Genomic DNA, 14,215 nt, shown 5'->3' on the forward strand with positions numbered 1-14,215 from the left:
GAATTGCCCTCATGGCAGGAAATAGTATAGGTCAACTTTTTCGTGTAACGACATGTGGCGAATCACATGGCGTAGGTCTAATGGCAATTGTTGATGGTGTACCACCAGGTCTTGAGCTGATCGAAGCGGATTTACAGGCAGATTTAGATCGTCGTAAACCCGGCACATCCAAATTTGCGACGCAGCGTAAAGAACCTGATCAGGTTGAAATCATTTCAGGTGTGTTTGAAGGTAAAACAACAGGTACACCAATCGGTTTACTGATTCGTAATACTGACCAAAAATCCAAAGATTATGGCAATATTGCGCAGACATTCCGCCCGGGACATGCCGATTATACCTATACACAAAAATATGGTTTCCGTGATTATCGTGGTGGTGGTCGTTCAAGCGCACGTGAAACTGCAATGCGTGTTGCTGCGGGTGCGATTGCGAAAAAATACCTGGCTGAAAAGTTCGGTATCGTCATTCGTGGGCATGTCACTCAAATTGGAAGTGAAGTTGCTGAAAAACTGGATTGGAATGAAGTTTCACAAAACCCATTTTTCTGTGGTGACAAAGATGCAGTTCCACGTTTTGAAGCATTGGTGACATCATTGCGTGAACAGGGTACAAGCTGTGGCGCTAAACTGGAAATTTTGGCTGAAAATGTGCCTGTAGGTTGGGGTGAGCCAGTTTTTGACCGTTTGGACGCAGATATTGCCCATGCCATGATGGGAATCAATGCTGTTAAAGCCGTTGAGATTGGAGATGGATTTGCTGTTGCAGGTCAATTCGGACATGAAACTAGAGATGAATTAAGTTCTCAGGGCTTCTTGGCCAATCATGCTGGTGGAATTTTAGGGGGTATTTCGAGTGGTCAGACCATTCGAGTTGCGATTGCCTTGAAACCGACGGCAAGTATCACGACTTCGGGGAAAACAATTAACCTAAACCGTGAAGATACGGATGTTTTAACCAAAGGGCGACACGACCCATGCGTTGGTGTTCGTGCAACCCCGATTGCTGAGGCAATGTTGGCGATTGTGTTGATGGATCATTTCATGCGTCATCGTGCACAAAACGCAGATGTTATTGCACCATTTGAGCCAATTGCACCATAAAGTTCAAATGAAAAATTGCGAAAAAGCCTATAGCGAATTGCTATGGGCTTTTTTTAATTGATTGTTGTTTATGATGAAATTAATGCTAAAGACTACTTGTCTAAAAAAAATACAAAATTGACGATTTTCTAATAGGCGAAAGCACAAAAACTTGATAAAACTAAAAATAAAGTGTGTTCAGAAAGGTGAGACTAGAATGAAAACGACAGTGAAGTATATTGTATTAAAAAGCAAGGACTATCAACTTGGTCACTCTTTATTTGAAGATGAGCTGGATGAAACAGCGGATTACTTTGACCGTATCCCACAACATATCAAGTTTCAAAATTTAGAATTTAAAGTGAAGTCTAAGGAGTTGTTACGAAAGCAGGTATTTGATGAATGGGAAGAGTCACAGACCATCATTGTTAAAGTGATTGCTGTTTAGATCACATTTATTCCTAAGTCTTAGCCATTCAAAATGGAATTGAGCATAAAGAATGGTTCTTTTTGACTTTAAATTTTTGGAAAGCAAAAAAGAAGCGAACAAGTCGCTTCTTTTTGAAAGAAGAAAAAATTAAGCGGTTTTTTCTTCTTTTTTCTCTGCATTTGCTTCAAGTTGTTTGAGCAAATGATTTTCCAAATAATGAATATCCATTGCCGTTTCACAAAATGCTTTATCTTGTAGGATCAAGTCTTTATGTAATGGAATATTGGTTTTTACGCCAGTTAGGATCATTTCATCAAGTGCTTGTTTCATGCGGGCAATAGCCGTTTGACGGTCTTTACCATGTGCAATCAATTTGGCAATCATTGAATCATAATATGGTGGGATGCTATATCCTTCATATATATGAGAATCTAAACGAATACCTGCACCACCTGGGGTGTAGAAATGCTCGATCTTGCCTGGAGATGGCATGAACGTAGTTGGATCTTCAGCATTGATACGGCATTCAATTGCATGTCCACGAACCTCAATGTCAGATTGCTCAAGGTTTAGACCTAAACCAGCAGCAATACGTAATTGTTGTTCGATAATATCAATACCAGTCACCATTTCTGTTACTGGATGTTCTACCTGAACACGAGTATTCATCTCGATAAAGAAGAATTCACCTTCTTCAAATAAGAACTCGAATGTTCCTGCACCGCGGTATTGCATGAGTTTACACGCATGCACACAGGCTTCTAAGATATCTGCACGTGCTTGTTCTGGTAAGTCAGGTGCTGGTGCTTCTTCTAACACTTTTTGATGGCGGCGCTGTAAAGAACAGTCACGGTCATATAAGTGAACCGCATGGCCATTACCATCAGCAAGAACCTGTACTTCAACGTGACGTGGTTTTTGAAGGAAACGTTCCATATAAACCGTGTCATCGCCAAACCACATTTCAGCATCACGCTGTGCAGCTTGAACAGATTCTAATAATGTATCGATGCGTTCAACAATACGCATACCACGACCACCACCACCAGATGCTGCTTTTACAATCAGCGGGAAGCCGATTTTTGCAGCTTCTTCTTTGGCATTGGCAGGGGTTACAGCGTGTTGAGAACCCGGTACAGTTGGTACGCCTGCTTTACGCATAGCGGTAATGGCAGAAACTTTGTTCCCCATTAAACGAATGTGTTCAGGACGTGGGCCGATGAAAATGTAACCTGAGCTTTCAACCATTTCGGCAAATTCAGCATTTTCAGACAAGAAGCCATAACCAGGGTGAATGGCATCTGCACCAGTTACTTCCGCAGCTGTAAGTAGCGCAGGAATGTTCAAGTAACTTTCGCTTGTTGCGCCAGGCCCAATACATACGGCTTCATCAACAAAACGCAAATGCATTAGGTCTTTGTCGGCACTCGAATAAACGCCGACTGTTTTAATGCCTAAGGCTTTGCAAGCCCGGGTGATTCGCAAGGCGATTTCACCACGGTTTGCAATGAGTACTTTTTGCAACATTGTGAGTCCCCGTAATTATGCGCGGTAACGGAATAACGGTTGACCAAACTCAATCACTTCGCCATTTTTAACTAAAATTTCTTCAATCACACCACTTTGAGTTGCTTCAATTGGGTTCATGATTTTCATTGCTTCAATAATACCTAAAGTATCACCCGCAGAAATTGTTTGTCCAACTTGAACAAAAGGAGCTTCGCCTGGGCTTGGTGCTGCATAGTACACACCAACCATTGGTGCTGTTTCAACAATACCGCGTGCTTTTGCTTTTGGAGCAGTAGATGCAACTTCAGCAGAAGGTGTAGGCATAGCTGCAACGCCCATTTGGATAGGAGCAGGACTACGGCGAGTCAAAGCAATCGATTGATCACCTTCTTTCACTTCAATCGCATGAAGATCAGATTCAATCATCAAATCGATAAGCTTTTTGATTTTACGAATATCCATAGTGTTCGTATTCCTTGGTTGGAAAATTAATGAGAAGGTTGAAGGGTTGAAATCGCGAAATTAAGCGCAAAGTGATACCCCTGCGCTCCTAAACCACAAATCACGCCCACTGCTTTATCTGATAAGTATGAGTGATGGCGGAAGGGTTCACGTGCATGTACATTTGAAAGATGCACTTCGATAAAAGGGATATTGACGCCCAAAAGCGCATCACGTAAGGCAACAGAAGTATGAGTAAATGCAGCAGGATTAATAATAATAAATTGGATTCCCTGCGACTGCGCCAAATGAATTCGGTCAACAATTTCGCCTTCGTGGTTGCTTTGAAAGCTTTCCAAAAGACAGTTTTGTTGTTGTGCTTGAGCAATTAATGTTTGGTTAATGTCATTTAAGGTTTGATGCCCATATACTTCAGGTTCTCGCTTTCCTAGCAAATTCAAATTTGGTCCATGAATGACCAAAATACGTGAAGTCATGCAGCTAGCTCCATTAAAAAATGTAATCATTTCTTGCTTGATGTCTGCAAAGTTTGCCTATTATGACCTAAAACTCTACAATTTTAATAAACTTTGCAATAATTATGAAAAATCACAAAATCAAAATATGCGTATATCTTGTAAACTTTTGCTGAAATTGACAATGTTAAAAAATGACAATTTTTACGAATGCAGGGCAAGGTACTTTCATCATCGGAAAAAATATGTAAAACAGATAAAGTCAGGCGTCATATAGGTTTTATAGCTGTAATTTTATGTGCGCGTATTTTAGCATGATGAATTAAATAAATAGTATAAATAAATGATTTTTATTGTAAAAAATAGGTGATATGAATGGTTTTGATACTGATTGACTTTAATTGATCATAGCTGAATAAGCCATCATCTCCTCAAATTAGTTTTAAATAGCCTAAGCTGTACACCACAATAAAAATACAATTTATCAAATAATCGCGATAGAAATCGAAATAAATAGAAAAGTTATCCAGCCGATAGCGAAAGCTGCATTGACCATTTTGATCAAAATATTGAAATAAACCGAATTTAGATGGTTAAGTAAACAACACTTAGCCATCTTGTGCAGCGAATTTAACTTTTTTAGCGTAAGAACCATTTATAAATCATTTTTTGTACTTTTGTCCCATATGGAGGGTAAATGAATTTCATAAAGCTCAGTTGTGGACGTACAAAAACCGATTTGGCATGACTAAATGTCAGAAAGCCTTCATAGCCATGATAATGCCCGATGCCTGATGAACCGATACCGCCAAAAGGCATGTCATCCTGTCCGACATGAACCAGTGTTTCATTTAAGCAAACACCACCACTGTGTGTATGTGTCAAAACATACTGTTGTTCCTGCTGCTGTGTACCAAAGTAATAGAGTGCAAGAGGACGAGGATGCAGATTGATATGATCCACAACATCTTCAATTTTTTTATAGGTGATGACAGGCAAAATTGGACCGAAGATTTCTTCTTGCATCAAGCGCATAGATGAATCAACCCCATAGACAATACAATGACTCAGACTACGGTTTTGAGCATCTTGTTGTTCATAAATAGGAACAATCGTTGCGCCTTTTTGTTTGGCGTCATCTAAATATTGTTTTAGACGTTGATATTGTCGATCATTAATAATGGTTGTGTAATCTGCATTGTCAGATATTTCAGGATAGAACTGGTGGACGGTTTTTTGATAGTGTTCAATAAAACGTTCAAGCTGTGTTTCTGGCACAAAAACATAGTCTGGTGCAACACAGGTCTGACCACTGTTAACGCATTTTCCAAAAGCAATACGCTGTATTGACTCAACAAGGTCAGCCTGACTGCCAATAATTGCAGGTGATTTTCCACCTAATTCTAAAGTTACAGGGGTTAAGTTCTGTGCTGCGGCTTGCATGACGTGTTTCCCAATACTGGTTGCACCTGTAAACAGTAAATGGTCGAACGGAAGCGTTGTAAATTTTTGAGCAATCACAGCATCGCCCGTAATCACCTGAACTAGGTCTGATGGAAATATTTCTGAAATGAGTTTTTGAAAATACGCTGAAAAATCAGGCGTGAATTCACTCATTTTGAGCATGACGCGATTACCTGCTGCCAATGCTTGACACAACGGCCCAATGGCTAAAAACAAAGGGTAGTTCCACGGCACAACGATTCCGACAACCCCAACAGGTTGATACATGACATAGGCCTGAGCAGGTTGAAAAAGTAATCCAACATGACGTTTACTCGGCTGCATCCAGTGTTTTAAATGCTTGAGTGCATAATTAATGCCCATGATACTTGGCAGTAATTCAACTAAGCGGGTTTCGTCTTGGCTACGGTTGCCAAAGTCTTGACTGATGGTGCGTGCAATTTCAGCTTGTTGTTTGAGGAGTTGTGTTTTGAGTTGTTTTAGCCAATGTTTGCGTTCAGCCAAAGATGGGTTGGGCTGTTTGAGATAAGCCTGTTTTTGTTGTTGGAAAATTTGCTCTAAAAACGCATCCTGTACTTCGGAGGAAAGAATAGGCTGATCCATATGGCTACACAAACTGGTTTAAAGTTTAATGCTAGCGGAAATCCAGTTAGAACAATAGTATAATTTTGCTAAATAAATAGAATGTCAAGTGCAAAAAATATGATGTCATTATAATGAATTAAGTCTTAAGTGTATCATTCTATCATGAAGCTATAGTGTTGTTTATACAGGCAAAGTCATGATGATTTACTTTAAAAATGTCCTCTTATCCGATAGTCTTTTAGACTAAAGTTGCATGTTTCTAAGTTTAAGTCCTTTTTTATTTTAGAAATAGAGTAATTAAATGATAAATAAGAAAAAATAAATAATGATAATAGCTTGGTGATGATGAATTGATTTTAACATTGGTCTGACCTTTGGTGGTGGGTTTAATGTGTTCTTGCTATATTTGGGATGTATTATTAAGATTTACATACTAAATTTGATCATTAAATGATAATGGTCTGACCAATAATGAATGGCAGATATCAATCAGGTTAATCTGCTGTGAGCATTTCAAGGAGATGAGAATGCTTTCACAATGGCAACAGATGTATGATCCTACTGGAAATATTTGGCTGTCGAGCGCAGTTGCATTAATTCCTATTATTTTCTTTTTTCTGGCATTGGCGGTTTTTCGTTTAAAAGGTAGCGTGGCAGGAACAATTACCGTTGTTCTGGCGTTATTGGTTTCTTTGTTTGCTTATCAAATGCCGACAAGTATGGCATTTGCTTCAATTATCTATGGTTTCTTTTATGGTTTGTGGCCAATTTCATGGATTATTATTGGGGCAGTTTTTTTATACAAGGTTTCTGTAAAAACAGGGCAATTTGACATTATTCGTTCTTCAATTTTGTCCTTAACAGAAGACCAACGCTTACAAATGCTTTTGGTTGGTTTTGCATTCGGAACATTTTTAGAAGGTGCGGCAGGTTTCGGTGCACCTGTTGCGATTACTGCCGCTTTACTTGTTGGATTAGGTTTTAAACCGCTTTATGCTGCTGGTTTATGCCTCATTGTAAATACTGCACCTGTTGCCTTTGGTGCAATGGGGATTCCAATTATTGTGGCGGGGCAGGTTTCAGGTGTTGATACACATGAAATTAGCCAGATGGTCGGTCGTCAATTACCATTTGTTGTACCAATCGTTCTGTTCTGGATTATGGCCATTATGGATGGTTGGCGTGGTGTGAAAGAAACATGGCCAGCAGTTGTTGTGGGTGGTGGTGCTTTCTCTATCGCACAATATTTGACGTCTAACTTTGTTGGCCCTGAATTACCCGATATTACTGCTGCAATTGCATCTTTGGTGAGTTTGACTATTTTATTGAAATTTTGGAAACCAAAACATATTTTCCGTTTCCAAAACGAAGATGGTGCTGTAAACCAAGAAGTTTTAGCAGACCAAAAGAAAAGCCATTCAATTGGTCAAATCGCAAAAGCATGGTCACCATTTGCAATTTTAACTGCAATGGTCACCCTTTGGAGTATTAAACCATTCAAAAGCTTATTTGCTAAAGATGGCGCACTACATGACTGGGTAATTAGCATTAAAGTGCCTTACTTACATCAGATCGTGCAAAAGATGCCACCTGTTGTGAGCCATCCAACCGACTATGACGCAATTTATAAATTTGATTGGCTTTCTGCGACAGGGACAGCGATTATCATTGCTGCAATTATCTCAGTGGTTGCCTTGAAAATGCGTCCATCAGTAGCGGTAGCGACTTTTGGTGAAACGATCAAAGAGTTAAAAACACCGATTTATTCGATTGGGATGGTTTTGGCATTTGCTTTTATTGCGAACTACTCTGGTATGTCTGCAACGCTAGCATTGGCTTTGGCACATACAGGTCAGGCATTTACGTTCTTCTCACCATTTTTAGGATGGATGGGCGTATTCTTAACGGGTTCAGATACTTCAGCCAACGCATTGTTTAGTGCATTGCAGGCAACAACAGCGCACCAAATTGGCGTACCAGATGTTTTACTGGTTGCAGCCAATACCTCTGGTGGTGTGACTGGCAAAATGATCTCACCTCAATCTATTGCCATCGCATGTGCGGCAACAGGGTTGGTTGGGAAAGAATCTGATTTGTTCCGTTTCACAGTGAAACATAGTATTTCATTTACCATCATGATTGGTATTATCATTACCCTTCAAGCGTATGTATTCCCATGGATGATTCCATAATTGATGGTGGGCAAATGAAGGAAGTGAAGATGAAGATCGTAGATCAGGTGGTACAAAAACTGTCCCAGTTGATTGAACAGCAAAATATGCAGGTCGGAACTCGGCTTCCTTCAGAACGCCAATTATGTGAACAACTTGCAGTTTCTCGCTCATCACTGCGTGAAGCGTTGCAAAAAATGAATAGTAAGGGAATTTTGGTCAGTAAAGTTGGGGATGGAACCTATCTGGAAAAACTTCCTCAACACTGGTCGGATGAATTCATTATCCAACCGATTAGTTTTTTGATTGATGAAGACCCTCTATATCGTTTTGATGTGCAAGAAGCACGGTTGGTTTTGGAGGGCGGAACAGCATGGTATGCCGCACAACGCTCGACAGAAGAAGATCGGGCAAAAATTCATTACTACTATGATCAAGTGCTCCATTTTCAGTCGATTGGCGATGCAGATAAAGCCTCAGAAGCAGATGCAAATTTTCATTTAGCCATTGCAGAAGCATCTCATAATATTGTGCTGATTCAGATGATGCGTAGTCTATTCAACCTGCTGCAATACAATGTGGTACTGGGGCGTCGTAAGGTATATACCGATACGCATAAATTTGAACAGTTGCATTTACAACACTTTCAGGTCATGGACGCCATTGACCGACAAGATGCACAAATGGCACGTGCCAGTGTGTGTAGCCATATTGAATATATTATTCAACAAGTCCGCGGGATTGATGAAGCCGAAGCTCGTCTTAAACGTGTCTCTAGATTAAAAAGGATAGATTTAAAATGATCATTTCATCAGCTAATGATTATCGTGAAGCGGCGCGTCGTCGCCTACCACCATTTTTATTCCATTATATCGATGGTGGCGCTTATGCCGAGTATACGCTTAAACGAAATGTTGAAGATTTATCCAAAATTGCACTTAGGCAGCGTGTACTCAATGACATGTCATCATTGAGTCTGGAAACTGAAATTTTTAATGAAAAACTGGCATTGCCTGTCGCGTTATCTCCCGTTGGTTTAACAGGGATGTATGCCCGTCGTGGCGAAGTTCAGGCGGCCGTTGCAGCGGATAAAAAAGGGATTCCTTTTACGTTATCGACCGTTTCAGTATGCCCAATTGAAGAAGTTGCCCCTGCAATTCAGCGTCCAATGTGGTTTCAGCTTTATGTACTACGTGACCGTGGTTTCATGAAAAATGCGCTTGAACGTGCCAAAGCAGCAGGTTGTTCAACTTTGGTGTTTACGGTGGATATGCCTGTCCCTGGCGCACGTTATCGTGATGCACACTCTGGAATGAGTGGCCCAAATGCGGCAATGCGTCGTTATTTACAATCTTTTGCACACCCTCATTGGGCATGGAATGTTGGATTACTTGGACGTCCGCATGATTTGGGGAATATTTCTAAATATTTAGGTAAGCCAACGGGGTTGGAAGATTACATTGGCTGGCTAGGGTCAAACTTTGACCCATCAATTTCATGGAAAGACCTAGAGTGGATTCGTGATTTTTGGGATGGCCCGATGGTGATTAAAGGCATTTTAGACCCTGAAGATGCCAAAGATGCTGTCCGTTTCGGTGCAGACGGAATTGTGGTTTCGAATCATGGTGGTCGCCAACTTGATGGTGTGCTTTCAACAACACGTGCATTACCTGCCATTGCCGATGCCGTAAAAGGCGATCTTAAAATTTTGGTGGATTCAGGGATTCGTAACGGTCTGGATGTTGTGCGTATGTTAGCGATGGGTGCTGACCTTTGTATGTTAGGGCGAGCATTTGTGTATGCCTTAGGTGCAGAAGGTGGTGCAGGCGTTTCGAATTTACTTGAATTGATTGATAAAGAAATGCGGGTTGCTATGACCTTAACAGGCGCAAAAAGCATTCAGGAAATTAACCGTGATTGTTTGGTCAACCTTGATCAGCTAACAAGATAAAAGAAAAATGTCAGAAGAAGGATTAAGGTCTTTCTTCTGATTTTAACAATAGACCTTATTCAACCAGAACGGGCGTGATAATGCTAAAACAGGAATATACCCAAACTTTAACTCAACTCAGAAATATTGTTGGCGAGCAATATCTGTTGACAGATGATCAGCAAACACGAATGTATCGTCAAGGGCGTCGTTATGGAGAGGGGAAGGTTTTAGCAGTTGTGATTCCGGGAACGCTGTTACAACAGTGGCAAGTGTTACAGGCGGCTGTTGCAGCAGATTGTATTGTCATCATGCAAGCGGCAAATACAGGACTAACAGGCGGGTCAACACCTTTTGGGGATGACTATGACCGACCTGTTATTTTGATGAGTACCCGCCGACTCGAAGGTGTGCAGGTCATCAATGAGGGCAAACAAGTCGTGTGTTTGCCGGGTGCAACACTGGATGTCTTAGAGCGTAAACTAGGGCAGTATGATCGTGAGCCACATTCTGTGATTGGTTCATCGTGTATTGGTGCATCGGTTCTTGGTGGAATCTGTAATAATTCGGGTGGTGCATTGGTTCGTCGAGGGCCTGCCTATACTGAACTTGCGTTATATGCACGAATTACTGAACAAGGACAACTTGAGCTGATCAATCATTTAGGGATTGATTTGGGTGATACACCAGAAGAAATATTACAGCGTTTAGAGTCAGGGCAATATCAAACCCAAGATATTAAAAATGATCCACAATGCTGTGCATCAGACCATCGCTATTCTCATGATGTTCGACAGGTGGATGAACATACACCTGCACGATTTAATGCAGATCCGAGTCGATTATTTGAAGCATCAGGATCAGCAGGAAAAGTCTGTGTTTTTGCAGTCCGTTTAGATACTTTCGAGAAAATTCCAAGTCAGGTCTTTTACGTTGGCTCAAACTCAATTAATGATCTAACAGAAATACGTCGTTATTTATTAACTCAACTTCCTCGTTTGCCTATTGCTGGGGAATATATTCACCGTGTTGCCTATGATATTGGTGCGAAATATGGAAAAGACAGTTTTCTATTTATTGAAAAATTTGGTACAGCCAATGTTCCAAAAGCATTTGCATTAAAAGACAAGGCAGATGGATTTTTAGAGCGCTTTGGCATTCGAGGGCTGACCGATAAAGTTTTACAATGTGTGACGCATCTTTTGCCGAATCATTTACCAAAAAGAATGAATGAATTTCGTGATTTATATGAACATCATTTGATTTTACGGATTGAAAACAAGGATGCTGAACAGGTAGAACAATTCTTAAAGCAATATTTTATTCAGAATACAACAGGGCAATATTTTTTGTGTGATGCTGACGAGGGGCGAAAAGCATTTTTACACCGTTTTGCTGTGGCTGGTGCGGCGATTCGTTATCGAGATACCCATCGTAATGAGGTTGAAGATATTGTTGCTTTAGATATTGCGTTACGACGTAATGACCGTGACTGGCTAGAAACCTTACCAAAAGAAATGGATGATGCAATTATTCATAAATTATATTATGGTCATTTTTTATGCCATGTGTTCCATCAGGATTATATTGTAAAAAAAGGGGTTAATCCTTTAGAGATGGAACATCAAATGTGGGCATTATTGGACCATCGCGGGGCTGAATATCCTGCCGAGCATAATGTAGGGCATTTATATGTGGCGAAACCTGCGTTAAAACAGCATTATCAAAAGCTAGATCCAACCAATAGCTTTAATGTCGGAATTGGTCATACGACCAAGTTGAAAAACTGGATGATTCGATAAAATAAATGCTGATAAATTTGAAAAGAGCACAATATGTGCTCTTTTTTATGAGGATAAAATAGGTGACTTAAAATTGTCATATCAACATGTTAAAAAAATATAAGTCATGAATATTATTAGGAAATTTTATGTCAGATCTTAATGTGAATCATTTAGATAAAATGATTAAAGCATTTAAAAAAGCCAAAGATAAATCTCCACAGAAAATCTATATTGGATATCGAGCTTATGCCCATTTAATGCGTGATCAAAAATTTGCTCAAGAGGTTATTGATTCTTCGCTAAACCCAGAAAAACGTCGTTATCAGCAAATTAAAATTAAAGTAACGCAAAATGATGAACAGTTAGAACTTGAATAAACATTAGATAATAATGAGTAAATTTGTTAACTAAATCGGTTTATATTTTATTTTATGTTCAATTAGTAAAGTTTAGATGATGATTTGTAACTATTTTTTAAAAATAATTTTAAATAAATATTTTTTCTGTATTATAAGGGGTATAGCAAGAGGCAAAGATTTACCCCTTTACAGCCTGTAGTTTCCCCAAACTACAGGTTTTTTTTATTGAAAATTAGGTTCTTATTTAAGTTTCTGATCAAGTTATATATGGAAGTTATTTTTTAAAGAAATCTCAATTAAAAAGGATTAAAATTGAACAGGGAGTGATGATTATTTTTTAGACTAAAATCATTACTATGATGATGTGGTTGATCCATCATGGAGCTATAAAATTATATAAAGGTTATATTCTTTAGAATATTACAGATGAGAAATGATAAATAGGGGTAAAAATGAAACAACTTGATTTTTCACGTATACCTGAAAAATATCAGGAACTATTAAAAAAAATTCTTGATTTGCCTTTGGTAAAAGAAGAACTTGCGTTATTAAAACAAAGCTGTGTACAGCATCCTCGTGTGGAGTTGGAAGCCACTTATGAGGGATATACGCTAGTTTCAATTCCCCATGCGAATATCTGGTTATTGAATTTACCAGACGGGGCATGGAAAGAGGCATTTATTGGTTACGATGAACACTATACAAAGACAGTGCTCAAAGACTATAACTTTCTGGAGGTCTGCCAAACCTATATTCGACGATTTGGAAAAATGTTGCCTATTTATATTTAGACTCCATTGATATTTCAAGATTTTGTGTTTTATAGAATGAAGATGCTGTGCTAATTAAATAAAGAGGATACAGACCAAAATGGTGTCATCGCATTGAGTTTTGGTCTGTAACAATTTTTTAAAGAATTTTAAAGGGCCGAATAGTTTTTCTATTGAAATAGAGGGGATAAATTCTAAACAGTATGATGAACGAATATGGCTTGGAATAGGTCGTATAATTGGATAATAATCATTTAATATTATGTGATTTTGTATGTGAAATAGATAGTATTTTAAGTGGGATAATTTAAAAAATAGGGCGTGTTAATATTTCACAGACCCTATACAAAATATCAGCAAATATTGATTCTTTTATACTGAAAAAGAACATTTAATATCGAAAATTCAAATTTTAGAAGTTAAATTGCAGTAAACTATACACACTTTCTTTTTAGTTTATTTCTAATGACTCAAGCTGCATACAAGTCTTTTATCATTACAGGTGCAGTGTCGTTATTATTAGCCAGTTGTACCACGACCACAACAACGACACGCCAGACAGGTTATAATTATTCACAAACTGGTAAAAGAATTGAAATTCCCCAAGAACAAGTGATTACAGGACGACCTATTCCGCAGAAAGTTGTACCTGCCTCTTATCTGCAATGGCTTTCTGAAGGAGAGAATCGTGAACGTGCTTATGAATATGAAAGATTTTTAACCAAAAATAATGTAGGCAATATCATTCCATCATTTGAGCTTTTACGTACAGCACGTGATTGGCAGAAATGTGGAGGCTCAGAGTATGCTGTGCCGAATAGAGAGTTGTGGAATAATCAAATTGCAACCTTGCGTGTTTTTAAATATCTGGTTGCAACAAAAGTTCTGACAGATTTTGAAGTAACGTCAGTATATCGTGATTTACCAACAAACCGCTGTGCAGGCGGGGCAAACTCATCCCGACATTTATTTAATTCAGCAATCGATTTCCGAATAGGCCCACAATATCCTCAAGGTTCTGATTTGGCATTTATTGAGAGTACCAAATATAAGCTTTGTCAGTTCTGGTATCAGTATGGGCAAAATCTGAATATGGGCGTTGGGCTATATGCCTCAGGTCAAATTCATATTGATACACAAGGTTATCGAACTTGGGGGCCGAATCTGTCACGGAGTTCTTCGATGTGTAGTGGTGGCTATTAAGCCTTATACTG

13 protein-coding genes are annotated in these 14,215 nt (G+C 39.1%); 9 read left to right on the forward strand and 4 right to left on the reverse strand.

Features of this window, described 5'->3' with window-relative positions; all coding sequences use genetic code 11:
• Positions 1–11 precede the first annotated feature (11 nt).
• On the forward strand, positions 12–1,103 hold the full coding sequence (gene aroC, locus ABDV70_RS00945; RefSeq protein ID WP_343594692.1) for a chorismate synthase: 1,092 nt from the start codon (positions 12–14) through the stop codon (positions 1,101–1,103).
• Positions 1,104–1,299: 196 nt separating this feature from the next.
• Positions 1,300–1,530, forward strand: coding sequence for a hypothetical protein (locus ABDV70_RS00950; protein ID WP_343594693.1), 231 nt, complete (start codon positions 1,300–1,302; stop codon positions 1,528–1,530).
• Positions 1,531–1,659: 129 nt separating this feature from the next.
• On the opposite strand, the gene accC is transcribed toward ABDV70_RS00950, so the two are convergent.
• From accC to ABDV70_RS00970, 4 genes are all read right to left on the reverse strand, one after another.
• Positions 1,660–3,039: an acetyl-CoA carboxylase biotin carboxylase subunit gene (gene accC, locus ABDV70_RS00955; protein WP_343594694.1), complete on the reverse strand. Its 1,380-nt coding sequence runs from the start codon at positions 3,037–3,039 to the stop codon at positions 1,660–1,662.
• A gap of 15 nt (positions 3,040–3,054) precedes the next feature.
• Entirely contained in the window at positions 3,055–3,483 is a 429-nt protein-coding gene (gene accB, locus ABDV70_RS00960) for an acetyl-CoA carboxylase biotin carboxyl carrier protein (protein WP_343594695.1), read from the reverse strand.
• A gap of 26 nt (positions 3,484–3,509) precedes the next feature.
• A complete protein-coding gene (gene aroQ / locus ABDV70_RS00965) occupies positions 3,510–3,959 on the reverse strand; it encodes a type II 3-dehydroquinate dehydratase (protein ID WP_343594697.1) in 450 nt (149 codons plus the stop codon).
• A gap of 618 nt (positions 3,960–4,577) precedes the next feature.
• Positions 4,578–6,005: a coniferyl aldehyde dehydrogenase gene (locus tag ABDV70_RS00970; protein WP_343594699.1), complete on the reverse strand. Its 1,428-nt coding sequence runs from the start codon at positions 6,003–6,005 to the stop codon at positions 4,578–4,580.
• A 503-nt stretch (positions 6,006–6,508) separates the two neighbouring features.
• On the opposite strand from ABDV70_RS00970, the gene lldP reads away from it, so the two are divergent.
• From lldP to ABDV70_RS01005, 7 genes are all read left to right on the forward strand, one after another.
• The gene (gene lldP / locus ABDV70_RS00975) at positions 6,509–8,179 is read left to right on the forward strand and encodes an L-lactate permease (protein WP_343594700.1); all 1,671 of its coding nucleotides are present in this window, start codon (positions 6,509–6,511) and stop codon (positions 8,177–8,179) included.
• 29 nt (positions 8,180–8,208) lie between these two features.
• Positions 8,209–8,961 carry a transcriptional regulator LldR gene (gene lldR, locus ABDV70_RS00980; RefSeq protein ID WP_343594701.1) on the forward strand — a complete coding sequence of 251 codons (753 nt, stop codon included), beginning with the start codon at positions 8,209–8,211 and terminating at the stop codon, positions 8,959–8,961.
• A complete protein-coding gene (lldD, locus tag ABDV70_RS00985; protein ID WP_343594703.1) occupies positions 8,958–10,109 on the forward strand; it encodes an FMN-dependent L-lactate dehydrogenase LldD in 1,152 nt (383 codons plus the stop codon). Before lldR ends, lldD begins: the two co-directional genes overlap by 4 nt.
• Positions 10,110–10,189: 80 nt before the next feature.
• Positions 10,190–11,890, forward strand: coding sequence for a D-lactate dehydrogenase (gene dld, locus ABDV70_RS00990; protein ID WP_343594704.1), 1,701 nt, complete (start codon positions 10,190–10,192; stop codon positions 11,888–11,890).
• A 128-nt stretch (positions 11,891–12,018) separates the two neighbouring features.
• Positions 12,019–12,249: a hypothetical protein gene (locus ABDV70_RS00995; RefSeq protein WP_343594705.1), complete on the forward strand. Its 231-nt coding sequence runs from the start codon at positions 12,019–12,021 to the stop codon at positions 12,247–12,249.
• Positions 12,250–12,683: 434 nt separating this feature from the next.
• Positions 12,684–13,022: a hypothetical protein gene (locus ABDV70_RS01000; RefSeq protein WP_343594707.1), complete on the forward strand. Its 339-nt coding sequence runs from the start codon at positions 12,684–12,686 to the stop codon at positions 13,020–13,022.
• Positions 13,023–13,466: 444 nt separating this feature from the next.
• On the forward strand, positions 13,467–14,204 hold the full coding sequence (locus tag ABDV70_RS01005; RefSeq protein WP_343594709.1) for a D-Ala-D-Ala carboxypeptidase family metallohydrolase: 738 nt from the start codon (positions 13,467–13,469) through the stop codon (positions 14,202–14,204).
• Positions 14,205–14,215 lie beyond the last annotated feature (11 nt).

Source organism: Acinetobacter sp. (assembly GCF_039596015.1).
GTDB lineage: Bacteria > Pseudomonadota > Gammaproteobacteria > Pseudomonadales > Moraxellaceae > Acinetobacter.